This is a genomic window from Glaciecola sp. G7-5, assembly GCF_055808975.1.
In genome coordinates, this window is sequence record NZ_CM147892.1 from 631,247 (window position 1) to 656,061 (window position 24,815).

Consider the following 24,815-nt stretch of genomic DNA (forward strand, 5'->3'; position numbering starts at 1 on the left):
TTCTTATTATTTATTTGTTTTTTCTAATTATGCTCTGCGCCTTTTGAAATATGCTAAGGTCTTGCAAAACCACTTTTGAAAGCGCTTACAAAACGATACACAATAAACCCCAAGCTGACAATATAATTATAAGCGCTTTAGTAAGTTGAGTTATAAGAATAGAAATAAATGCACACTAAACCATTGATTAAGTTAGTAAATCATCGGAAATAGAAATTATCAATTTACTTCGTTTTAGGCTTACGAAAGTTACTTTTTATTGCTTCGAAGGCGTAAAAAGCACGTAGTGCACTTCGCCTAAGCCCAGCGACAGGAAATGGCTTTAGTGGTGTTTGCCAATAGGGCAGTTTTGGTAATTCGTGGGGTGCGCACATTAGTTGCGCTAAACGTTTTCCTGCCTGAATTGAAAATGCCAAACCTGCACCGCAGTAACCCCCGCTATAAAACACATTGTGGTTTTTGTCGTTATATATTCTGGGGTAGTCATCTAACGATACACTTACCCAGCCGCTCCAAAAATGATCTATCTCAAGGCCTTCTAATTGCTGAAATGTTGCCCGTAGACCCGCTAGCAACTGCGTTTTGCTATGCGTTTTATTAGCTTCTTTTCCGGTAATTGGCCCTCGCCCGCCAAACAATAAACGTTTGTCGGGAAGCAGGCGGTAGTAGTATTTTAGCGTGCGTGTATCCATTACCATCAAGCCTTTGTGCATGCCAATGAGCGCTAGTTGTTGGTCTGTTAGTGGCTTGGTGACCAAAATACTCGACATCACCGGGAACATACGATCTTTTATGGCAGAGTGTAACTTCCGTAAACCGTAGGCATTGCTTGCAAGCACTAAACGTTTTGCTTTTATTACGCCATTATTAGTATGTATATGATGCTCAGCATGTTTATATTCTGTGCTGAGCACCGCTGTATTACCCAAAATTTGCGCACCGTGCTGGTGGGCACTTTGTGCAATCCCTTGACAAAGTTTCCACGGATTCACGCTAAACGCATTTGGATAATAAATCCCGCCATAGGCAGTCGCGCCCTGTAAATATTGTGCTTTTATTTGCTTGCTGTTTAGCGCGACAATAGCGTCACCAAAATCACTGCTAAGCAGATTGGCTTGAGCATGCAAGCCTTCTACTAACTCGGGCTTGTGAGCGAGTTTTAAATAACCACCTTGACTGTAATCACAAGCAATTCTTTGGCTACTATTGCCAGTGGTATCTACTAAGGCTTTTACATTATCTACCGATTCTAAATAATCATGATAAATAGCTTGGGCGCTTTGTTTACCCCACTTTTGTTCAAGTTGTTTTACACCCAAACGCCCAGTGCCGGGTAATACAAACCCGCCGTTACGGCCACTGGCACCCCAAGCGGGTTGGTTTGCTTCAATAACTGTACAACTAACGCCGAAGTCTTTACGCAGATGCAAGGCGGTAGACAGGCCAGTGAAGCCGCCACCAATAATGGCAACGTCGGTCTCGATATCAGCAGACTGGGGCAAAAATAATTGCGTTTGCTCAGTATTGGCTGCCGCCCAAAAACTGTCAGGGCGCTTAAAAGTAGTGGGCATACTGGCGTCGCTAATGGGGTCGTACATTAGGCGCTGTCGTCAAAATTCAATAGCATTTCAGCGCCGCTGCAGTAGCAAATGTCAGGGCATACTGGGCAATCGTAGCCATCTTCAATACTATGAATTTGCCACTTATTGGCATGCTCTTTTATCAGTTTACCGCCGCAGGCACTAAAATAACCAAAGGCAGAATTGTTCGGGCTTGCCAACCAAATATGAGCTAAACCAGCTCTCGCACCTTGCTGCTTGGCGCTGTTTATAGACTTAAACAATAAGCTTTTACCAAGGCCTAAGCCCCGGTATTTATCGTCTACGGTATTGCATTTAAAGTAGCAAATATCCTCTGGCGGATAAGGCCATAATTCAGGCGAACACCATTTATCGATACGCCACATCGTTGGTGCCAAGGTCAATCTAAAACCAATTAAGTAAGCACTTCCTATCTGTCTTGGGTCTGTTGTGTCAAGGCTTTCTCGTGCAGTGTCGAGAGCTACCCACGAGGCGTTAATATTATCTCGCCAGCCATTTACATAAATATCTTTAATCAGTGCAGGGCTTAGGTAATTGTCTCCATGCACAGTATTGCCCAGCGCAATGACCGCATCGAAGTGTTCTGGTGTTAGCTGGATGTATGTAATATTAGTTTTCAATATACTCTGCCCATGAGGTAAGCAATTCTTTTAAATCTTGCAAGCCACAGCCCATTGCATCTTGTTGATCCAGTTCGGTACCTTCGGGCAATGCTTGGTCTTCGTCCCAATAGCCCAAATGATTGTGTAGCATGGCTTCGTCTTGGTCTAACACCAAGGTATGGTCATGCCCTTTTAGTTTATGTGATGCCAATTGAGATGACTGCAATTTCTCAATTACATCAAGTAAAGCCGCTGTTGCGCTTTTGTCATCACCTATTTCATTGCTAAGCCAATCGCCAAAAGAGCTTGCCTCGTCTTCGCATTGCGCGATAGGTTTACCGCTTACTTCTCGCATAAATCTGTAGTCCATACGTCACCTCTTTAATCTAAAAAAACGTTACCATTTCTCTCAAACTCGGTGAGATACACCCGTACTTCAAATTCTACCTGATGATAATTTGGCATTATGTGCTGGCACAATTTGTAGAAAGCCTTATTGTGCTCCTTTTCTTTTAAATGCGCCAATTCATGAGCCACAATCATATTTAAAAATGCTTCAGGCGTTTGTTTAAACAAGCTGCTAACGCGCAATTCATTTTTGCTTTTTAGTTTACTCCCTTGCACACGCGATACAAAACTGTGTAAACCCAGTGCTTGGTGCACTATATGCAATTTGCTGTCAAAACACACCTTGCTCAGAGGCTGGGTTTTCTTCATATAGCTGTTTTTCATGGTCATCACGTATTCACGCAAATCATTGTCGTTCGATACGCTATGAATATCCTTATACCGGCTTTTGAGCCATTCACCCACTTTATTTTGCTCAATAAGACCCAGCACCTGCCCTTGCACCTCAGCAGAATAATGGCTCAAATACGGAAGTGCTGCCATGCTAGTTGTACCTGTTTAATAGTAGAGCCATTGTTGTCCTCTTACCTTTGTTATATTTGAACTCCATACTCCCCCGCCTCCGTCGCCTTTGCGTCCCTTCCCCCGTCGCCTTTGCGCCCCTTCCCCCGTCGCCTTTGCGCCCCGCCCCCGTCATCTTTGCGCAGGCAAAGATCTCCAAAAACAACCTCATTCTACCAAGCAATCACGCTGATGTATTAAGAGATTACTGCCTCCGCAGTAATGACGGTATGGGGGCAGTAATGACGGTATGGGGGGCAGTAATGACGGTATGGGCGGCAGTAATGACGGTATGGGCGGCAGTAGTGACGGTATGGGGAGAGTAATGACGGTATGGGGGAGAGTATTGACGGTATGGGAGAGAGTAATGACGGTATGGGGGAGAGTAATGACGGAGGGCGGCAGTCTACACAACATTGAGAAAATACCCAAACGCTTGAATATGTTCAATTTATGCACTATTGTGAATGACTACACATTGCTTGCTCACCAAAGGAAGTATGTTATGCCAAAAGAAACCGCTATACAGCGCCGCCGCCGGATCGCGTCTACCACCGGATTGACTCACTTCAGAAGTGATTTTAATTATATCTGTAAGCGCCACCCTGAAAGAATAGGCATAGTGACCGAAGGTGACTCTTGGTTTGCCTACCCACGCAAATGGGTACTTATTGGCAAAGATATCAACATAGTGCATCAAATTGAAGAAATCATAAAAGGCACTGATACTGCAAACCTACTCAGAATGGCATGCAACGGCGACGAAGCAGTGAACATGATGTCGGGGCGGCAAAAAGAGGTTTTTGAAAGCGTGCTCGAAAAAAACGCGCCTTACATAAAACTCATTCTGTTTTCAGGTGGCGGTAACGACATTGTAGGCAAACGCGACATGCTAGCTTTGCTAAACGATTATCAAGAAGGCTTTAGCGCCCAACAATGCATTAACGCCCATCAATTTGAACTAAAACTTAGCGCTGTGTTAATGGCTTTCGAGCAATTATTAGAACTTCGAAACCGCCACACTCCACAGGCGAAGATCATTACCCATTCATACGATATAGCCAAACCAAGTAAAGACGGTGCAAGCTTCTTTTGGGGCCTAATTAAAACCAAACCGTGGATATATCCCTATTTGTGCCAGCGCAATATTCCCGAATCCCTGCATTTAGAAATTGTCGAAATATTGTTAGGTGCTTTTAGAGATAAATTACTAGCTTTAACTAAGCTGCCCCAGCATCTAGACCGTATTTATATGGTCGACACACAAGGCACTTTACGTCCTGGCAATAAAACCGACTGGGTAAACGAAATCCACCCCAGCGAAACAGGCTTTAAAAAAATCGCCAAGCCCATTTATGCACAAATGAGAAAACTGGAGCCAAGTTTGCCGAAGTGGTGATTGTGCACCTCGGCGCCGTTATTACTGTGCCCACCCCACCGTCATTCCTATGCCAACCACACCGTCATCACAGCGCCAACCCGACCGTCATTCCTATGCCAACCACACCGTCATCACAGCGCCAACCCGACCGTCATTCCTATGCCAACCACACCGTCATCACAGCGCCAACCCATCGTCATTACTGCGGAGGCAGTAATCTCCTAATACGTCAAGATGGTTGCATGGCGAATTAGGATGTTTTGGGAGATCTTTGCCTGCGCAAAGATGACGTGAAAGGGAGCCCAAAGATGACGAAAAGGGGAGCCCAAAGATGACGAAAAGGGGAGCACAAAGATGACGAGAAGGGGAGATGTAATAAGCATAGCAATACATATGCAAATCTATAGCTGTCCTTTGGGATAGTTTTCACTAGGGACAGTTGTTTGCACTCGCTGAATAGCGCTATGCTAAAAATAAGTAATAAACACAAGGAAGGTGTGATGGTGAACAAGCAAGCAACGTTTCTCTATTTAATAAAATGCCTGCTAATTGTATTAATTTGGCTTTATAACAAAGGTGCTTTTAGTGCACAAGCCTCTTTAGCCGAAGTCAACAAAGCGCCCGTTCAGCTAGCCCAGGTATATCAGCAAGAAGATATTAAGCATTACCTCGTGAGTGAAAAATACGATGGTATTCGGGCAATTTGGAAAGACCAACAACTGCGTACGCGCTCAGGTAAACGAATTCATGCGCCTGCATGGTTTACTGAAAAATTGCCTAATGTTTGGCTTGATGGCGAGCTATGGTATAAGCGGGACGAGTTCGAGTTTGTTGCCTCTGCGGTCAGTAAACACACGCCCATAGACTCACAATGGCAACATATCAAGTATATGGTGTTTGACGCGCCCAACAATGCTCAGCCTTTTGGCCAGCGGGTACGCAACTACACCGCGCTAATAAATGAACTCAAGCTTTCGCACATTCAGCCAGTAACTCAATTTAGAGTAAGCAGCACCGCTGCATTAATGGACCTGCTGAATCAATACACCGCTAAAGGTGCCGAGGGGCTAATGCTACAAAAAGAACAAGCCTTGTTTATAGGCGGGCGCAACAGTAATTTACTCAAATTAAAACAATACATGGATGCCGAGGCTACCGTTATCAAACATCTCCCCGGCAAGGGCAAATACAAGGGTAAAATGGGGGCACTACTAGTAGAGTATATTAGTGACGAAGGGCAAACATTTCGTTTTAAAATTGGCAGTGGTTTTAGTGACAAAGAACGCGCAAAGCCTCCGGCAATTGGCACGCGCATTACCTTTGCCTATCACGGTTTTACCAAGCGAGGCATACCAAGATTTGCCAGTTTTATAAGAGTACGCCCACCGTATTAATATGACAATGTGCAGGAACGGGGCTAAAGTCACCACTGCATTCGTTTGCATAAAGCAAAGCTTGCAAACAATGGTAGTATCTAGCGATGTTTTATTATTTGCCTTTGGGGTTTACATGCTTATGCATCGTTTTATATTAGTTTGCGCCTTGTTATTGTTAGTCATGAGCCCGCCCGCAACTAGCCAAGAAAACACCAGTTACCTTAGCGATCCCAATCATATCTTTTGGCACGACAACAACACCTTATCGGAAATTACCCTAAGCTTTGACGACGCCGCTTGGCAGACCTTGCTCACATCTAGCCAGTCAAATCGCGAAGAAGTAAGCGCTAGTATGACTTATCTAAACTACGGCACCGAATATAGCTTAAGTAACATAGGTGTAAAGCTTAGCGGCAATACCAGCTTTGTGCTCCCCATTAATAGTGCTGGCAATTTAGCGCAGGCAAACTTCACCCTCGATTTCGACGAATTTGTAGACGACCAATCCTTAAAAGGGATCGCCGCGCTCAAACTCAAGCGCTATCATAACGACCCAACATTTGTGCGCGAAAACCTCAGCAACCGCATCATGCAAGCTTTTGACATTTTCACCGCCCACAGCTCTACCCCAGTAAAAGTGTATTTGCAGCTAGCAGGCCAAAGCAAAAAGTATCTTGGTATTTATCGTTTAAATGAAAGCGTAAATCGCCACGAATACCTCGACAAACGCTTTGCCGGCAACGACGGTGGCTTTTTATGGCAAGGTAACTACAAGGCTTATGGTCCCGCGTTATTTTCACGCATAACACAAGACTGGGACGGCGTAGCCGATGCCGACGACGCCAGTTTTGAATACAAAAGCAAGGGCAGTAAATTCCCCGAAGCAAAAGAACAATTAGTGCGCTTAGCTAGCAACTTAAGCACCCTAGAAGGCGATGCATTTAAAGATTACGCCGAGCGGCATATCAACATGCCTCTATTCTTAAAATTTTTAGCTGCCGAAGCGGTGCTTGGCCATTGGGATGGTTTTTGGGGCAACGCTAACAATTACCTTTTTTATGTAGACGAAAACGAAGTGATTCATTTCATCCCTTACGATACCGACAATACTTTAGGTACGTCTGCCATTGTGAGTGATTCGGGCGAACAAATCCCAGCGCAGTTTGGCGCAAGTGACAACACCCCGCAGCTTGTGGACAAAATACTCAGTATAAATAACTACTTGGGAGAGTTTTTACGCAACACCCAAACCCTTGTTGAACAAGCTGGGCTTATGACCGAAAGCGAATCCATTGCCTACATCAACCAAGTGCATAGCAATATTCAAAACAGCCTACAAAACGACACCAATGAAAACGACGAAATTGCCGACAGACCTGCATATTGGGGGAATCAGCCAAACTATCGCTTGTTTACCACTACTAGTGGAAAAAATTGGTATGCCACTCGCAAAGCCGCTGTTATCGATTCTTTAGGCCTTCCCATTGCTGCGGCAGGTTCAGACATGAGCGGTGAAGTAGGCAGCACCATTACACTCAATGCCGGCGGATCGCGCGACGACGACGGCAGTATTGTTAGCTACGAGTGGTCAAACGGCTTAAGCGGCATACGCCCCGAAATTACCTTAGACACCGTAGGCACAACTACCTTAACCCTTACTGTTACCGACAACTTCGGGTTTAGTGCAAGCTCAAGCATTAACATCACCACAACTGCGGCCGCCGCAAACCCAGCGCCCGCCCCAACACCTGCTCCTGAACCACAAAGTTCAGGTGGCGGCAGCCTCGCGTGCTTTAGTTTGTTAATACTAATGACGTTTACACTACGCACAAAAAAACGCTGAATAATGCACCATTATACTTAATACCGGTGGCTCGCGCGACGACGGCAGCATTGTTAGCTACGAGTGGTCAAACGGCTTAAGCGAAATACGCAACTGCTAAAAACCTGTAAATAGCATGTCTAGCGCGGTCATAATTTCAGAGTGAAACTCCGTAAGGTTGGTTACACGTTTATTTAGTTCGCTTTCAGGTATTGCAGCAATAAATTGCGTTAACATTACGTAAGATTCATTTTCGATCACAAATATAGGGTTAAGATAGTCAGCTGCTTTTGGTGAATCTTCGACTCGTTGCAATGGCACTACGGCTCTTGTGTTCAACCCACTGAGTATGTCTGACTGTACGTCCAGTAAATACCCAAAACTATCGTTGTTACTATAGACCGAAAATCTAGCCATCAAAATACTCTATATTTGGAAAGTGGTAAGCCATTTTCTTCTACGAACAAATTTGAGCTTGAGAGCGCAGAGTTATTTTCCTGCAGCCAGCGTTTCTTTTTCTCACTCGCGATGGCTAGTGCAATCCCATGTTCCGCAGACGCTGATATGTTCACGCCCAACTCTTTCGCTTCAGACAATAAATGCAATTGAATTGAAAGGTTAGTGCGTTTTTTTGCCTTGTCTTTTTGTGGCAACATGAGACCTCCTAATAATAGTCACACCATTATACACACTAATATTGTGTATAAAAAGGTGTGTCTGCATCATAGAAAATTACTGACTGACATATCAAATTCACGACAAATTGTGGTTTTTGGTAAATTGAAAACGCTATTATTTATGTTGGCCAATAGAATTAACAATAGACTGCGGCCCAACTTAAAACTACATTAGTCCTAATTGCGAACAACACAGGAAATGTGAGCATATGAGTAAATGGTGGGGAGAAATTGAATTTGCACTGAATGAGTGTAAAACTTGGCGCATTGGTGAACGTACTATTGCTGTGCAACGCAATGAACGAGAGTGGCGTGTTTGGAATATTGAAACAAAAGAAGAAAACGCAAACCCCTTGCAGCTAGAAACGCCAAGTAACAATGACTTTCTTGCAACGCCCGCTACTCAGCGTTTTTTAGTCGAGCAAACCCATTCTCACCTCACGGTTATGCCTAGATTGGCAGACCGCGCGATGGTAATTCGCCCAGGTTCAATTATCACTATTTTGTCTGGTGAAAAGACTCAACTTTTTGTCAGCACTCAATTGTGGATTGCGTTTTCAATCAACAACAGTTCAGACGCAATGTTTGACATTCCCTTGTGGAAACCATCAGATTCTTGGTTTGGTGAAAGCAACATGGTTGGCGAAATATGCTATGCAAAGTATTCTGAAGCGAACGTTAATTTGGCAAGTTTAAAAAAACGTTCTCATCGCGTGTTCACTCGCATTGATATTATTAACGAACACAAACAAGCCTTGAATATTCAACGCATCAAAATCCCGATGACTTTTCTAGATTTGTATGTTGATAACGGCGGCCAGTTTTGGACAGACAATATTTGTTTAACGCATCATGAAGATGCGAAAAAACCGTCGTTTGAAGTAAACAAACTAAACGAAAATAAAAAACAAAATGAATATGCTAGGTTAAGTAAAGCCAGACAAGGTGAAGATTCAAACGTTTTCATTCGGTCTATTAAGAGTTTAATTGCGTAATCGCATTTTATAATTAAAAGTGAGAGTTAGCATTGGAAGAGAATACATCTACTATTGGCTTCTTAAGTCAAACCCATCTGTTTTCCATCGGTAAAGCATTACTAATACTTGTTATTGGCTACGTTCTGGCGCGATTAGCCAGAAATGGCGTAGGCCGTTTAGCCATTTTTGAGTTTACGCCGCACGGCTTATTGCTGGTCAAAAGGATCGTCTTTTATGGGGTACTAATTCTTACTGCAGTGTCAGTTATGAAAGAACTTGGCTTTGATTTAAGCGTAGTATTGGGGGCCGCCGGTATTCTAACTGTCGCATTAGGTTTTGCCTCGCAAACATCAGCATCCAATTTAATTAGCGGTTTATTTTTAATGATGGAAAGGCCGTTTTCGGTGGGTGATAACATTAAAGTGGGTGATACTGTAGGTGAAGTCATTTCTATTGATTTGTTGTCGGTAAAAGTAAGAACTTTCGACAACCTCTTTGTAAGACTTCCCAACGAATCGATGATAAAGACCGAAGTCACAACCCTTACAAAATTTCCAATTCGCAGAGCAGATATTAAAGTTGGCGTGGCATATAAAGAAGATATCGAAAAAGTAAAAACGATATTGCAAGAACTAGCCGACGCCAATCACATGTGCTTAGAAGAACCCGCACCTTTATTTATTATTTTAGGCTTCGGCAATTCATCAATTGATATTCAATTTTCTGTTTGGGCAAAACGAGAAAATTTCTTAGCGCTAAAAAATACAATCCATCAAGAAATTAAAGAGGCCTTCGACAAACAAGGCGTAGAGATCCCGTTTCCTCACGTTAGTCTATACTCAGGAGAAGCAACCAATCCGATCCCAATTTCCATTATTAGTAATCAGAAGTAAAGATAAGTAGTTGGAATTGCAAGAGTGGGTATAAATAATTATTACCTAAAGCCCATCTTAAGTTTGCAATGTGGCTAAATTAGCCTATAACAGGCTTATCCCCCTAGTTTCCGTACACCGGCTACATTTATTGGTTAATAGAGCATATGAAAGATTCAACTATAAAAACTTCGTTGCCATTTGGGATGCCAATAGGTGTTGCTTTGGGAAATGTGACTTCCTACTCTTCTGATTACGAAACAGTAAATCAAGCAGAATATCCAAATCGTGCGGCCTTTCGAAGCTATTACGATGGCATTTACATGGGATATAAATGGCAATGCGTAGAATATGCAAGGCGTTGGTTGTATATCAATAAAGGCCTCATATTTAACGATGTGACGATGGCCTATGAAATATTTAATTTACGTTCAATTAGAGATGTGGCAAATAATCAAGAATTACCATTACGTTCGTTTAAAAACGGTTCACAACGCCATCCATTGGTAGGTGATTATGAATGCGTTCGAGTTGTGGGCTTGAGTTCGCTAAATTGGAATGCAAACAAAAACGTAATCGATGAACAGGGCAATACTATTCGTTGGGTTTGGAAAACATGGGCATGGGAAACGGCAATTGATCAGTTACGCCGCGATGAACAAAACGACAAGCAATTAAGCGAAGAAAATAAAGTGCAATTGTCGGATGTATTGCTTAACGATCATATTATGATTTATGAACCCATGTGGACTTTGATCCCCAGCAACAAAGCAATCTTACCAATTCTGTGGACTTTATTTCCAAATCATCCATTATTACTCAATACAAGTTTTACCTTAAATGATGAACTACTCGAAACAGGTTATGTTGTAAAACCCATTGTTGGAAGATGTGGCGAAAACATTCAGTTAATTAACGAACACAACGAACTGCTAGCCGACAAAGGCGGTAACTTTGCTGAGCAAGCTCAAGTATATCAGCAACTTTTCGCACTCCCGAAAATAGGTAAGTATTATGTTCAAGTGAGTACCTTTACCGCATCGGGGCACTACGCAGGGAGCGGAGTTCGGGTAAGTGAATCGATGATCATTGGCAAAGAAAGCGATTGCATGGCGTTACGGACAATTGATGACGATAGTTTTATAAAATCATGAAAATCATGGGAGCAGAGAGCTTGAAAATTTCGATAAAATCATTCAAACACAAAGGTCTTGAGGTTTTTTTCAAAAGTGGGAACCCCAAAGGTGTCAGGCAAGACCAACCAGGTAATAAAATTATATCTGGTTATTTATGCTGTTAGGCCGAATTAAGTAACTCGACAGTACCATCTAATACTTTAGGCCTTGAGCAGAATCTTTTTTTCCTGGGATTTGGACCAGTAATACAAGGGGAGTCCTGCAGCGATTAAAATCGTACCTTGCAACGCAATCATCACGCCTGAGCCAATCAGCGCAAAAATAGAAAATACCAAAGCGATGAGAGCAATTACAAAAGATGACCACTGTGTTTTGTTGTGCTCAGAATAGTCCTTTTTCTGCAATACCAACTCAGCCAATGCTGAAGTAACGTAAGGTAACAATGTTGCAAGTGTTGATAGCAATATCAGAGTTTTAAAAGCGTTCATCAATCCCTCTGAAAAATTCATAACCACTAATGCTGACGCTAATAATCCTGAAAACACAATTGCTACTGCGGGTACTCCGGATTTGTTCAAGCGAGCAAAATATATTGGGAATATTTTATCTTGTGACATAGCTTGTGGCATAACACCAACAATAAAAACGTTCGCGTTTACGTTACTAATTATTGAAACCAAACCAACAATAGCGATCAGTCCCGCGCCCCAGGGGCCAAAAATAATAGATGCCGCATCAGCGATAGGTGAAGTTGAGTTCGCTAAAGCATCCAACGGCACGAGCAACATGACGCCATATGAAATCAGCAAATAAACAGCCATTACAGTCAGCGTGCCTACAATGAGAGCTTTAGGAATATTTTTTTGAGGCAGAACCATATCATCTGAAGGAAGAGTAACCGCTTCAACGCCGACATACGCCCACATAATGATCATTATCATTTGTGAAATATTATCGAATGTCGCTACGTCTTTAACAGCGGTTATTGAAGCATCTGAAAATTCGCCGATGAATAAGCCGCCAGCAGCAATAATAAAAAGTGGCATGATTTTCAGTAAAGAGGTAACTAATTGAAAGGTGCTAGACGCTTTTATACCTGCCACATTGAATCCGGTAACCAGCCAAATTAATGATAACGAAACAATACCACTATATAATGGATTTGAAGTTATGTCCGGAAAGAAAAATCCGAGATAACCCGTAATAGCCAAAGATCCAGCAGCAACTGCTGTAATAACAGCAATCCAATAACCCCAGCCTATTAAAAAACCTGTGAGGTCGCCAAATGCCTCTCGGGTATAGGCATAGGGTCCACCTAACAAAGGGTTTCGCTTGGCCAACAAACCGAACATCAAAGCAATAAAAATGGTTCCAACACCGGCGAATACCCAACCCAGTAAACTCATTTTACCAAATGGAGCCAAAACAGCTGGTAACATGAATATTCCGTTGCCAATCATTATACCGACAACTAGCCCCCAGCAGCGCCAAAATCCCATGACTTTTTTCAATGTCCATCCTCCGTAACGTGCCTTTATTATTAAACTAACCGTAATCTTAGGTAGATTTTGTTGTTTATTTTTTAACCACCCTAGCACGTATAAGCTACAATAGATAACCAGCGCAAACTTAAGTGATTGATTTCAGCAAACTGACCACCGTCATGGTAGACGAAAAACAACAGACTGCTAAAGTTCAAATAATGGGGTCAGAGAGCTTGAAAATTTCGATAAAATCATTCAAAAATATAAGCCCTGTAAAGAAACACGCGGTAAAGGCGTATTGTCATTAACAGACAATTGCGGGTATTGCGCAACCAATTGTTCATAAACTTGTAGGTACTTGAGTTTAATGAGCGCCATTCGACTTAAGTGAAATTGATCAATTACCGGCTGATAATGCATCAATATATCGGCAATTTCGTGCACAGTATTCGGCTGAAAACGATTACCATCAACATTCAATAAAAGATGTAGTGGGTCTTGTCCCAACTCATCGAAATTAAATGGCACCCTTTGCTCTAAAAGAAATTCAAGAGATTTAATGTTTCTATGATGGACAGCGTAAAACACTAGGGTTTTGTTGTTTTTGTCGGGCTCGAAAAAGTTAGCACCTGACTCCAGCAGAGTTCTCAAGCGAATCTGCATGCAACATCTTTTTTCGATAGGCATAAAACGGAATGTTATCAATGTATAGGTGGCTGTTTACCAGTTCGTCGTAAAACGCAAAGTCATACATGAGGATTTGTAAGAAAATCCAATTTTTGTTTGCATCTGTTAATTCCAAACCTGAAAAATCGTCAATCACGTCTAGAATCTGCCCTTTCATTAATGGGCGAAACAATCGATTCTACATTGTTTACATATTTTTGTTTAAATTGAAAAAGGCCTTGCTGATGTCGATAATAATCGACTAAAAATGGATCAATATTTGCCAGCATCTGCATTATTTGTTGGGGCGAATCAGGGAATTCGTCCATAATCTTTTGCACCACAGTTTCAGGATTCTCTGGTGTCCACATTTTATTGATTTTGTCGAGTGTCGCTTCGCATTCCTGAACATGCGCCTCTAGCTCGATAATGTTAAACCTCTCAGATAAATAATCAGCTTGTTGTCTCTTTAATAAAGTAATAAGTGGACTTTGTGTATCGACCCTAAGCACTTCTCGGGATTCAATTTGAGTTAAATCTAAGTTGTTTTCCTGCAAAAGCGAGGTAATTTTTTGTGCATCAAAATCATAAAAGCGACGTGGAAAATGACCTTCAATTTGCATGTCGGTTTTAACAGAAAAACGAGCCTTAGCGCCGACACTTTGTAGCATAGAAACAATTTTTACTGCAGATGACCGCGACGGTTTATTTAGACTGCCATTCAAAGTACTAAGCGCCCATTCCATACTAGAACCTAGATATTGATCAGTTGTGGGTTCTACTCCTTGTTTTAGAAGGGTTTCGACGATTACTGGTCGAGAGGCAACAATCGCATAATCTAATAACGATACTATCTCTCCATTTTGCTTACGATTTTGATGACCCACAAGTGCCTTGGGATCATCAAGTGCGCTTATCATCATCAGGATATCGGAGTCAGCCATGTCAGGTTGGCTAATGAAGAAGGCAACGTCGTCTACGTTGGGCTTATTTTCATCTAATAGTTGGCTTTTCTTTGTTGGCGTTAATTGTTTAAAGTTTTCGAGTTCTGGCGACGGCACTTTTATTTCAAAATACCCAGGGAAACTAGATGGCGAAAACTCAGGATATTCTTGCTTTATTTTTTCATTAGTTTGCCGATTGCTTTGTACAAATGACGAATTAGCGATTAATTGTTCGTACCTAAAACTGACCGCAAAATTTGAATTTGTGAAATACTCTATTGCTAAAGTTATTTCATCCAAAGAGAAACCTTGCTGCAAAAACGTATGCCACTTTTCCTGTTCGTTGCGTGCCCAATCATATGCGCTGTTTCTCTTGTCACCTACCATCTTTTTACAATATTGGTAGTCGTTTGTATTTGCGGTTGAGGGCAAGCTACTTTTTTTTGTTTGTGTAACAAAATCTGATGAAGAGACCGTCTTTTGTATCTGTTTATCCACTTGACTTGCTTGGGGATTAGCTGAATCTGAAAACAACTGAATTAATAAGACGACAATACAAACGAGCGCAGCGAATATAAGAATGAAGTTTAGTTTGCTATTAAATTTCACCACGAAAATCCATTTTAAATTATTCCGAACTAATTCGAGTATAGGACAAATTAACACTATAGACTAGCGTCTGCTCGTGAAGCAATCGGTCTTCAGGATGAATCAATGATAATAATGTTTCTTTCCACGCCATTCGCCTGCAGTGCAAGCAACATTAATCCGAGTGAGTGATATCGCTAATTCTGTTTACGCGAATTGGCAATTGCAGAGTGTATCTGGACCATCGACAGTTGTATTGGTGTTGATTGGTATTGTCGGCGTATTGATTGGTCGCCAAAAATTCAAGTCACTCCCTCCATTATTTACACCATTCGTTACACATTATTATGATGCTAAAGGGATGCATCACCGTTAGCTTTTTGAGGATAGCAGCGCCTGATAGTTGAAGTCTAATAAATCAATTTCTAACCGAATATTTCAGTATCATTACTCTAATTTATTGTTAGTAATGCTTAAACGTTTTGAACTGTGTAGAGTATAGTCCGTATTGACGCAGTGTAGAATTACACGCATATTTTCGAATTAACTTTTTCTCAATCGAACGGAATTTAGTGTGACCAACCTGCTTAAAGCTTTAAATAGAAGTGTTTATCAATCAAAGCTCAGTCCTTTATTAATTGAAGTTCAGCAAAAGCATATTTCTCAGCTACAAAATGATCATATTAGCTTTAATTTAGTCGACGTCTGCAAGAAGCATTTTGATGCTGAAGTGACGGAAAATAAGACAAATATAATTATCATTGATGCAATACAAAATGACAATTTACAGGTATTTCATTCGCTTTTTATGCTTCTAAAAAATGACTTTAGAAACAAAAAAAGTATCGATGCCGCAATCAAGTTCATTATACATGTTGGTACTTTAGGGATTAGCGAAGTCGCTGGAAATACCATTACCGATGAAATTACAGAAAGAGCCAGCGAATTAGTAGGACATTTACAGAATAAATTCAATGATTGGATAGCGGAATGGATAGTGGAAAAGCCCGCTGACACAGTCGTTAATAAAGCCGAAGATGTGAGCAATTTTTATTCCGAGAAACATGCTAATAAGCGTGAATCAGATAGCGACCTGTATTTGACCAAAGATGCTGAAATAGCAATATTAAAGTTGGCAGATAAGCTTAGTGAAAAGCACAATTCACATGAAGCTATACAATTTACTCTTAAAATAATCACATCCTTGGGGCTGGGCGCCCCAAAGCTAATTGTGATCAATAATCCAAATAATTTGGATGTCGCATCGCTATCACTTTTCTCTTTGTTGTTTAATTATATGCAAGAGCAAAGACGCGATGCTGGGCATATTTCAGTGTTATTCAATTATAATGAAGACTGTTTAACTTCCACTCAAAATAACACCGCACATAAAGAGGATATTCAAACTAGGATTTTACGTTTACGCCTTTTTGCAAACAGGCACAATATGTTAGAGAAAATAGGAATGAATATTCCTAAGCCTGCAGTTAATGCGTCTACATTTGTGGGTAGAGAAAGTGAATTGACGCAATTGATGAGCCAACATCAAGCATTTAAAGATAGATGTAAACAGAACACTAAACGACAACGCTTTAGTCATTGGACGCTTATAAAGGGTGAGCCTGGAGTAGGGAAGACGGCTTTAGTAAGAAAGCATTTTGAACAACTAAATCGAGTCGCAGGGGAGTTAGAAAATAGTCAAATCCGTCTAAAAATTTATAATCATATAGGCCAAAATTCGAAATATACTGGGCTAGCTACTTTATTTGATTCAATTCAACGAGAAACGCTGAGGTTGACCGAAAACTATAAAAAGAACCATAACGTCCTGCTTCGTTTATATAAAGATAAAGTTATTTCATCTAAAAATAGTGCTGTCGATATTGAAGAAGCTTGGAAAGCGAAAAAGATTTCTGCGAAAAAGGTAAACCACGCTTTAAGATTTATTGCGTCTTGTACGGGGGTTGGCACGCTTTATCGTTCTGGAGAATCAGCCCTAGATGCTTTTTCAACAAACCGTAATTACGTTCAAACAACCGCGGCCCTAGAAACTGATACAGCCATAAACAAAAAAATGGAGCAGTTTGACAACCTACTTACGGCTATTAAGCAACTTCGAAATATAGCCAATGAAATTCATAAAGAGTCCTCTGATAATCCATTAATAGTTTTAATAGATGACGTTCAGTGGATTGACGAACTCACAAGCGAATTCATATTTACGCGATTGATACATGAAGAATCTATAAAAGTGCTACTAACCGCTAGACAAGCAGATAGTGAATCTAGCTATAAACTTGCAAAAAACAAAGAGAATCTTTATACAGTTAAACTATTTGAACAAGTGGGTTTGTGCAATAAACAAGAATTAAAAAATGATTCAAACAAGTCTATTAAAAAATTCGAAGACCACAATAACGTAACATTTGCGAAAACTATATATCTTCGAGGTATGGATAGAGAAACATTATGTGAGCTTATACTCCAAACTTATTATAAGCCAAAAAGTTCTCATATATTTATATTAGCCGATTCAATTTTAGAGTTATTAACGACTGAAAAAGTATCTAGTTCAACACAGGTTAATACTCTTTTTTCTATAGAATTACTTAATCTTATCAGTGATCCTCAATTTTACAAAAATCGTCAAAATCTTAGTAAGATTATCACGTTAAACGACGGCGCATATTACATAACAGAACAACCCAGTACTGACTTTAAGTTGACGATAATACATTTGTTCAAAGAATTAGAAGCGACTTACTCTGAAGCTTATCTAAATAACAATTTTTCAGAAGAGTTCAAACAGAACTTTAACTTATCATCATTTGCCGTAATGGAAGAAAGGCTTTTCGTTATAGCACAGTATCTTGGAGAACGGGCTAATGCGGCTAGCATGGGTCTGCAATTATCAGCAATAACAGGTGAGCCATTTAATAGTGATTTAATCAGAAATTTCTTATCCAAATTGGCAAATCTAAACGTAGTTAAGTACCCCGAACTGGGTCCAATAAGAGAATATTTGATAAGTTCAAATGAAACAGGTTTTGACTCAGAAACGTTAGAAATCTTAGAAGAGGTTTTTGAGATATTAAAGCGTCTTAACACTTTTAACGAATATACTTTTAAGCATGGACTCTTTCGCAGTTATTTAACTCAAAAATTCGTAGATAAATTGTATGAATTCGATTTTTTCAAAGAGAAGGTCAATGTTAGTTATTCAACCGAGATGCTAAATCAAAAAGAGTCGGAACAAAAAATTAAACATATTTATGAGCAATACAACCAGCCTATCGAGTCGCTAGCGGTTTTGTTTTTAAAAGAGTGTAATTTGTATTTTAATCAAGGAGTGGCGAGGTCAAATGTATCTATATTCCAACAAAAGGTAGTGAAATCATTTATAGATTTTGTAAAAGAACATCACTCCGGCAGTTGGGATGAAACGTTTTTTGACCATATGTGCATTGAAGCTAATAAGTATGGAAAATACGGCACAGGTAATAGTAGTGAGATTGCAGATGTAGGTAAAATAGTGACCAAGGCTGAATACCTTCTAAAATATATGTATCAAAATCATCCAGAAAGATGGGCCGGTAGATATGCTTCTGTTCTTTATAATATTGGCGTTTCTAAGCGCCACACAAACTCTGAAACTGCTATAGAATATCTAGATAGCGCCTACAAAATCACCAAGCAAAACTATCTAATGAAACCACTAAAATGGCAAGATGGCTTTCGACTTATAATTGAAAGATTGGCTTTATTATGTCGGCATCCAGATGTCTTCATGGATGATGAAGAAAAAATCCAAATCTACAAAATTAGAGCAGATGAACTGCAACACGAATTAGATGGTATTTTACTAAGCACGCATTGGAAACCATCATTTTATCAAGATCTCAACGACCGCGATGAATTTCAAAATCAAATTTGTTTGACTGGTTTTATGACGACAACATTTAATATAGAAGACATTGAATACATGAAATTAATAATTGAAATGTCGACAAAGATTCAAAACTTCAATCAAGTTTCGTCAAATAATATGGTAGACGTAAGTCGTTATCTAGCTTCTCTAATTAAGCTTGTAGAATTATGTATATATAGAAATATGTTGGTAGAAATCGAAGAGCATATTCAAACTTTTTTATCTATCCATCGAACAATTGATAAGAGCAAGAAGTTGCCAGAACGTTTGATGTCAAAGTATTATTCTACGGTAAAAGACTTGATTACAACCTTGGAAGTCAATCAACTACATTTTTTAGCATCTATCTTAAATAGTGAGCTTGAAGATCAAATAAAGTTGTACGCGAGAGTATAAGAAGAATGAAAGCTACTTACGATCCTCTGTGACAGCTGTCTTTAGGGCTAGGTTGGTTGCAAAACCTGTGACGGCCACCAACAAGACGATGCAGTTATCTTAGTTTCCCTACTTGAGGCTAGTTTTGTAGTTGCTCAACTATGGTGTTGAAGAAATCTGCGAAATATTTGTCGTTGAGGTGAGTAGGTAATCTGACCTTTGGTGCTGCAATCTGTATAGTGAAGTGCGAGGAAAATATGCGTTTTTCAACTCAGGCGCGCGCTTATAAACAGGACAGATCTGAATTATTTCGGCACTTATTGTCGATTTCATTTCAATTAATCCAAGCTCACCTGCCAGCCATGCTAAGTGACTTCTTGCCTTTAGCCCTAGTTGTGAGCGCTGTTTTATTAAATCTTGGGTTATCTGCAAATAGCTTTTTTGATCAAATTTTTCTCGCGACAGCTTTTTAAGCTTAAACTGGTAGTACGCTTTGTGCAATGCGTCGTTTAAATTATTGATTTCTAACAATTCATCGCGTTCTATAATCGCTAGCGCTTCGGCGTATAGACGCAAGGCCTCTGGTGTATTACCTTTTAATTCATAAGACTGAGCTAAACCGCTCCACACTTGATGTATAGCATTATCGGGTTGTTGATCAAAAGCAATTTGTTTGTGTTTACTTGCATTGAGATAGTCGCCTTGCATCAAATAAACTGTGCCTAAGTTTTCATGCCCTAAGTAATTGTTATCTGATGAATCAATAATTTTTTGATAGGTTTGTGCTGCTCTATTCAATTCGTCATGACACAATTGCATAGTGCCCAAGTTAGCCATAATGACAGGATGTGCAACGACTTGCGATGCTTGACTTAAGTAGTTCTTTGCCGAAATGACATCGCCAATAGAAAAATAATAGTTCGCTAGCGTGTTAGCCGCCCTCCAATGTCGTGATTCAATTTCAAGGGCTTTAGTTGCAAATTCAAGAAGCTTATTGATATCACCTTGTGCTGAATCTGAATTAGCTAAAACAAGATAATATTCTGCTAAGGTTGCTAATACATCAGAATTTGTTTCATTATACTGAGTTAGCGCTTCCACTACCGTTTTCGCCTGGTCGAACTCGCCAGTTTTAATCAATAACTCTAGCTTAGCAAGCTTGGTGTAAACATAGTCTGGGACTTTTTCTGCCGCTATCTGACAATTTTCAGCGGCGGCTTCAAGCGACTGGAGTTCATTTTCAATCCAACTTATTCGAACGTCAATCAAGCACAACTGCGCATAAACATGAGCAAAAGAAGGGGCATCGTCTATTGCTTCAAGAAAGTATTCTTTAGCTGCTAACAAGTCCTCGAGTGAGTGACTTAGAAATAATGCATTCAGCCCTTTAACATATTGCTCTATTTGTGGCATCTCATTAGTGAATATACCTTCAATTGCTTGCCCAGAGATAAAATTTTCAATCTGTGCTTTTGCTTGCTCAACATATATCTCTTGATTCAGGAATAGCTCCTCATTTGTGGCTATCTTTTGCAAAAGGCTTGCTTGGTGATTAGCAGAATCAACTCTCACAGTGAGTAATTTATAGATATCCTGGCCTTTAGTATCTATGCGTACAAGCGCATGCGCGTTGCTCTTCTCTAGAATATGTTTAGGTTCAGCGCCAACTAGCAAGGGGTTCTGTGACAGCACAACACTGATTTCGTTATTACTGCTAAACCGGGTGCGTAACTGACGGGCAAATGCTTGCGAATTTTCATCTGCTTGAACAATGATTAACACTTTGCCGATGGCAGATGTAATACTGGTATCAACATGCGTTTTATTATTATGCACACTCAATAAAAAGACCATCGATAGCAAAACCACGAACATGATGACAACATTGAATTTGTTGGCTTTTTTCCCTTGTATTGCTGACGCTTCAGGATTTTCTGTGGCATGTATGGATGCATCTGGAATGTCCGGTGTGCTCTCACTTTGTATTTGTTCTTGAAGAATCTTTTCGACCGCAGTGTCATTTTTAGCTAAATAAAGTGAGTGAGGCTCTACCCTTAAGCCTTTCGCTACTCGATTTATATTGTTGATCGACACGGCTTGCTCGCGGAATACCTTATTGACGAGGTCTTTAGGGGGTGTTTTGATATTTTCATCAGAGGCAATCTGATTCGCTAATTCGCGTTGCGTCTTAAAGCCCCTTGCAAGCATTGCTGCTTCAAGTTTTTCTCGCGATGCTTTTATCCCTCTTTTGCGTTTTCGATTATCCATAATGGTCCGTTGTTTAATAAAACATCGCTAAAAACTGCGCATAAAATGACCTGTAAGCAGTGTAGCAAAGCTCTTCAAAAAATAAACATCTTTTTCTTTTGTCGTCACTTAACGGTACTTAAGAATTTTACACGAGAGATAGGTAATTCAAGTGCTTGTAGGTGCTTTGATAGTCGCGTAATACTGTAGGTATCATCAAATTTCATTATTACTTAGATGAGTCATACGGACTAATTAGCTAACGCATGCTTGTCGTCATGAGGGAAAACATGAATTTACGAAATATTGTCATCTGTTTATGTGTTACGTGCACTATTATGATAGCTGGGTGTGACTCTACCGAAGTCACAAATCAACTAAAAGACCTTGGACTTCCGGTTCCAAATCAAACACAAGAAACTGGGATAGGCACTAAAATTCTTGCTGGTGGCACCGGATGCGCCGTTGGCGGAAGCGCTGGCTGGTTTGGCACGCAGTATTTAGGAAGGAAACTAAGAGATAAAGGCTATGCGTACGCTGATGAAGAAATAAAGCAAGCATCTATGCTTGTTGCAGGCTTGGGCTGTGTGGTTGGAGGCAAAACCGCACTTGCAATTATCGAAAAAATGGACCAAGAGGCTAAACGAGCGCAAGAGGAGGCATGGAAAATGGCTCAACAACAGTCTCAATCGCAAGTCACGCAAACCCCTCAAGCATGGAAATCGGGCTCTTATGAAGGAGAAGTCGAAATTGTTGAACCAATCAGAACGGCAGAGGGCCGTGAGTGCGCGACTCGTCGCAACTTTATAAAATCAGACGAAGGTGAGGCCGAGCAATACATCCCCGTGTGTAAAAATAGCAACGGTTCTTATGAAGAAGTGCCTGTGTAAGTTGAGCATAACAAAATGAGTTGCAAAGGCGTAAGTATCTTCTTGACCATTTTAGTGAGCTTAATTGTAGTGGCAGGTGATGCTGCCGCAAAAACAGTTCAATGTACCAAATCTGAGCTTCAAAAGCCCATGACTGCTTCTTTGCATCCTGTTGATGGAAATACTATTTTATTACTTGCAGGGGGTATCAAAGCAGATTCAGGTAAATTGATGCGCCCGTGGATTGCGCGCAAAAACACCTACTCTGAAGTTTGGCTATGTTCTGGCGGAGGCGCCGTTAGTTCTGGCATCGAAATCGGGGAAGCGCTGAACAGAGCTAAAGCGACTGTTCGTACCCCAAATGGATTCTTATGCGCTAGTGCTTGCACAATCGCCTCTATGGGAGGATACGTTAGGATCATTGAGCCACAAGCCGACTTTGTCACGCATGCTAGTTCTTCTGCTAGCGGATTTGGTATCGAAAATATCACCGAAAATGGTATTGCATACACTCAATTTATTCTATATCGATATTGTAAGGACGATTTATACCGACAAGAATGTGCCCAAATGAGAAGCTTTGTGCAAAAAAAGATGCTAACGCAAAGTATCGCTGCAAAACATATGAGCAATTTATTAGTCCAAAAGGAAATTGCATGTATTTTGATCTGCAGAGTACCCGTTACCAGGACAATTTATTCACTGCAAATGCTTCGTTCACATATTTGCTCTCAAGTGATCCGAAGCGTTTTCTTGACGTGATTGCGTTTCGAATGCGCTCAAGAGTCAAATCAGAAGTAGAACTTGTCCATTATTTTCATAAAATGCTACTTGACGGTGAAGCCCATCGTTTGAATAAGCGGTCTTATGGCATCTTAAATACAGAATTTGTGCCCACCTCAATTTATCGATTAAATGCAGATGATCCCTATCATCGAGACTTTGAACAAGACTTTGTCGCATTGAAATCTGCTAGCGCAAACATGGCAGATTGGTATGCGGTTTGGCAAGCCATTTTAACGGACACCGAGTTATCACTAAAGGCACAACTTACTGACTTTATTCGTGCTCGCAAGCTACATTTAGGAATAGGCAATGGCGCTATTATCAAACTATACGATTCGATGCGAACCTGCCAAATCCAGAGTTCATGTAAATTAGAACCACATTCTGCTTTTTCGCTGGGCTATCAAAATATTGTGGAGTCTGACTAAATGAATCCAAAAAATACCTGTAAGCACACGGTGTTCTTTATCGCCTTGTTATTATTAAGTTCGTGCCGCTCAACTTCACATTTATCCCCTGGAAACCCTCTACCGGGTATTGCGCTCGAAGCGTCGCACAAGACCATTTTATTTAGTTGGGCAGGTGACGTTCCAATAGCACAGCAATTACGACCTAATACTACAATTGAGGTGCTTGGAGAGTACGACACTACCTACGGTAAAGTAACCAACGAAGTACTCGGTCGAACACGTATTAGAGCAGGTATAAATGGCATCAAAATGCCCTTGGCGGATGCGACTAAATTTGAACCGACCGGCCCTGTCTGTTTGCGTCTAGCGGTAAATCGATATCCAATACCAATCAGAATTGCAACATTTGAGCAATCGAGTAATGGCTTTTATTACTCAGCATGGGCAGAAGCTGCAACGTTAAACAGCCAAAAACAAGCCTTACAAAACCGTCTGCAGAGATTGAATATAAATATTGCTAATTTCCGCAAAGCCGACCCCAATTTTGCTCAGTGGCAAAGGCAAAATGACATCGTTGAGGTTAAGCAATGTGAAAACATTAGGATTAAAGAAAAGACAACACAGCCAATAACCGCGCTGCAAGGTAGGCCAAAAGAAATAGCGTCCGCTCAGCAGTGCGTAGCGCTCTACAAAGATTTCAATTGGGCTAGTAGAGACGCTAATGGCAACAAGATACAAAAATACCTACCAAGTATCAGCGATATAGTTGAAGCCAGTAAACCTAACTCTCAACAACTTGCTGACGCAAAACAAATGGAAAGTGACTTTATAAATCACGCTAGCGGCAAAGTTTATTTTCCTGGATCTAACGTACCCATAGATGGGGCGTTGATTAGCTCGCTAAGTTTCTCTCAAAGCGCCTTGAGCGAAACTAATGCCGGACTCTTAGTAGAGGCATATCAAGCATGTAAGCTTGAGGCAAATGTTCGATTTGATGAGTCATACACTGATTGGATGATCGTCAGTAACCCTGTAAATGTTGAGGCAAGAATAGAACCACTGCGACGTATTTGCAGAGCGCGCTTCAGTCGCGATAAAGAACGTCAAAAGCGCTTTGAAGAGTTTGTTCAAAAAAATCCGAATTAGAGAACGAAATATTCTTGTT

At 40.7% G+C, this 24,815-nt stretch carries 21 protein-coding genes; 11 read left to right on the forward strand and 10 right to left on the reverse strand.

Going from position 1 to position 24,815, the window contains the following annotated elements; all coding sequences use genetic code 11:
- Nucleotides 1-224: 224 nt before the first annotated feature.
- From AC0L6H_RS02830 to AC0L6H_RS02845, 4 genes are read right to left on the reverse strand one after another with little or no spacing between them, the layout of a single operon-like run.
- Nucleotides 225-1,598: an NAD(P)/FAD-dependent oxidoreductase gene (locus AC0L6H_RS02830; protein ID WP_473392452.1), complete on the reverse strand. Its 1,374-nt coding sequence runs from the start codon at nt 1,596-1,598 to the stop codon at nt 225-227.
- Nucleotides 1,598-2,221, reverse strand: a complete 624-nt coding sequence (locus AC0L6H_RS02835) for a GNAT family N-acetyltransferase (protein ID WP_473392453.1) — start codon at nt 2,219-2,221, stop codon at nt 1,598-1,600. The genes AC0L6H_RS02830 and AC0L6H_RS02835 overlap by 1 nt, the downstream gene beginning before the upstream one ends.
- Nucleotides 2,211-2,573, reverse strand: a complete 363-nt coding sequence (locus AC0L6H_RS02840; protein ID WP_473392454.1) for a YacL family protein — start codon at nt 2,571-2,573, stop codon at nt 2,211-2,213. Before AC0L6H_RS02840 ends, AC0L6H_RS02835 begins: the two co-directional genes overlap by 11 nt.
- Before the next feature lie 11 nt (nt 2,574-2,584).
- On the reverse strand, nt 2,585-3,094 hold the full coding sequence (locus tag AC0L6H_RS02845; protein ID WP_473392456.1) for a YgjP-like metallopeptidase domain-containing protein: 510 nt from the start codon (nt 3,092-3,094) through the stop codon (nt 2,585-2,587).
- A 268-nt stretch (nt 3,095-3,362) separates the two neighbouring features.
- Between AC0L6H_RS02845 and AC0L6H_RS02850 the strand changes: the two genes are divergently transcribed.
- The 3 genes from AC0L6H_RS02850 to AC0L6H_RS02860 all read left to right on the forward strand — a co-directional run bounded on the left by AC0L6H_RS02850 (nt 3,363) and on the right by AC0L6H_RS02860 (nt 7,712).
- Nucleotides 3,363-4,511: a hypothetical protein gene (locus AC0L6H_RS02850; RefSeq protein WP_473392457.1), complete on the forward strand. Its 1,149-nt coding sequence runs from the start codon at nt 3,363-3,365 to the stop codon at nt 4,509-4,511.
- Between the two features lie 482 nt (nt 4,512-4,993).
- Nucleotides 4,994-5,887: a DNA ligase gene (locus AC0L6H_RS02855; RefSeq protein ID WP_473392458.1), complete on the forward strand. Its 894-nt coding sequence runs from the start codon at nt 4,994-4,996 to the stop codon at nt 5,885-5,887.
- A gap of 70 nt (nt 5,888-5,957) precedes the next feature.
- A complete protein-coding gene (locus AC0L6H_RS02860; RefSeq protein ID WP_473392459.1) occupies nt 5,958-7,712 on the forward strand; it encodes a CotH kinase family protein in 1,755 nt (584 codons plus the stop codon).
- Between the two features lie 96 nt (nt 7,713-7,808).
- Here AC0L6H_RS02860 and AC0L6H_RS02865 read toward each other — a convergent pair whose 3' ends face one another.
- Together AC0L6H_RS02865 and AC0L6H_RS02870 are read right to left on the reverse strand one after the other, a co-directional pair.
- A complete protein-coding gene (locus AC0L6H_RS02865) occupies nt 7,809-8,108 on the reverse strand; it encodes a CcdB family protein (RefSeq protein ID WP_473392461.1) in 300 nt (99 codons plus the stop codon).
- Complete coding sequence (locus AC0L6H_RS02870) at nt 8,108-8,347, reverse strand: type II toxin-antitoxin system CcdA family antitoxin (protein WP_473392462.1); 240 nt, start codon at nt 8,345-8,347, stop codon at nt 8,108-8,110. The genes AC0L6H_RS02865 and AC0L6H_RS02870 overlap by 1 nt, the downstream gene beginning before the upstream one ends.
- Before the next feature lie 230 nt (nt 8,348-8,577).
- Between AC0L6H_RS02870 and AC0L6H_RS02875 the strand changes: the two genes are divergently transcribed.
- The 3 genes from AC0L6H_RS02875 to AC0L6H_RS02885 all read left to right on the forward strand — a co-directional run bounded on the left by AC0L6H_RS02875 (nt 8,578) and on the right by AC0L6H_RS02885 (nt 11,371).
- Nucleotides 8,578-9,363: a hypothetical protein gene (locus AC0L6H_RS02875; protein ID WP_473392463.1), complete on the forward strand. Its 786-nt coding sequence runs from the start codon at nt 8,578-8,580 to the stop codon at nt 9,361-9,363.
- A 32-nt stretch (nt 9,364-9,395) separates the two neighbouring features.
- Complete coding sequence (locus AC0L6H_RS02880) at nt 9,396-10,238, forward strand: mechanosensitive ion channel family protein (RefSeq protein ID WP_473392465.1); 843 nt, start codon at nt 9,396-9,398, stop codon at nt 10,236-10,238.
- A gap of 146 nt (nt 10,239-10,384) precedes the next feature.
- Entirely contained in the window at nt 10,385-11,371 is a 987-nt protein-coding gene (locus AC0L6H_RS02885; protein ID WP_473392466.1) for a glutathionylspermidine synthase family protein, read from the forward strand.
- A gap of 182 nt (nt 11,372-11,553) precedes the next feature.
- Here AC0L6H_RS02885 and AC0L6H_RS02890 read toward each other — a convergent pair whose 3' ends face one another.
- The 3 genes from AC0L6H_RS02890 to AC0L6H_RS02900 all read right to left on the reverse strand — a co-directional run bounded on the left by AC0L6H_RS02890 (nt 11,554) and on the right by AC0L6H_RS02900 (nt 15,056).
- Nucleotides 11,554-12,864 carry an APC family permease gene (locus AC0L6H_RS02890; protein WP_473392467.1) on the reverse strand — a complete coding sequence of 437 codons (1,311 nt, stop codon included), beginning with the start codon at nt 12,862-12,864 and terminating at the stop codon, nt 11,554-11,556.
- A gap of 228 nt (nt 12,865-13,092) precedes the next feature.
- Entirely contained in the window at nt 13,093-13,500 is a 408-nt protein-coding gene (locus tag AC0L6H_RS02895; protein WP_473392469.1) for an ankyrin repeat domain-containing protein, read from the reverse strand.
- 152 nt (nt 13,501-13,652) lie between these two features.
- Complete coding sequence (locus AC0L6H_RS02900) at nt 13,653-15,056, reverse strand: hypothetical protein (RefSeq protein WP_473392470.1); 1,404 nt, start codon at nt 15,054-15,056, stop codon at nt 13,653-13,655.
- Between the two features lie 553 nt (nt 15,057-15,609).
- Between AC0L6H_RS02900 and AC0L6H_RS02905 the strand changes: the two genes are divergently transcribed.
- The gene (locus AC0L6H_RS02905) at nt 15,610-19,359 is read left to right on the forward strand and encodes an AAA family ATPase (RefSeq protein WP_473392471.1); all 3,750 of its coding nucleotides are present in this window, start codon (nt 15,610-15,612) and stop codon (nt 19,357-19,359) included.
- A gap of 138 nt (nt 19,360-19,497) precedes the next feature.
- On the opposite strand, the gene AC0L6H_RS02910 is transcribed toward AC0L6H_RS02905, so the two are convergent.
- Nucleotides 19,498-21,606 (reverse strand): tetratricopeptide repeat protein, encoded by a 2,109-nt coding sequence (locus AC0L6H_RS02910; RefSeq protein WP_473392473.1) that lies wholly within the window; start codon nt 21,604-21,606, stop codon nt 19,498-19,500.
- Between the two features lie 269 nt (nt 21,607-21,875).
- Between AC0L6H_RS02910 and AC0L6H_RS02915 the strand changes: the two genes are divergently transcribed.
- From AC0L6H_RS02915 to AC0L6H_RS02930, 4 genes are read left to right on the forward strand one after another with little or no spacing between them, the layout of a single operon-like run.
- Nucleotides 21,876-22,475, forward strand: coding sequence for a hypothetical protein (locus AC0L6H_RS02915; RefSeq protein WP_473392474.1), 600 nt, complete (start codon nt 21,876-21,878; stop codon nt 22,473-22,475).
- A 42-nt stretch (nt 22,476-22,517) separates the two neighbouring features.
- Nucleotides 22,518-23,216 (forward strand): hypothetical protein, encoded by a 699-nt coding sequence (locus AC0L6H_RS02920; RefSeq protein WP_473392475.1) that lies wholly within the window; start codon nt 22,518-22,520, stop codon nt 23,214-23,216.
- A gap of 11 nt (nt 23,217-23,227) precedes the next feature.
- Entirely contained in the window at nt 23,228-23,668 is a 441-nt protein-coding gene (locus AC0L6H_RS02925; protein ID WP_473392477.1) for a hypothetical protein, read from the forward strand.
- Nucleotides 23,669-24,796 carry a hypothetical protein gene (locus tag AC0L6H_RS02930; protein ID WP_473392478.1) on the forward strand — a complete coding sequence of 376 codons (1,128 nt, stop codon included), beginning with the start codon at nt 23,669-23,671 and terminating at the stop codon, nt 24,794-24,796.
- Nucleotides 24,797-24,815: the final 19 nt, after the last annotated feature.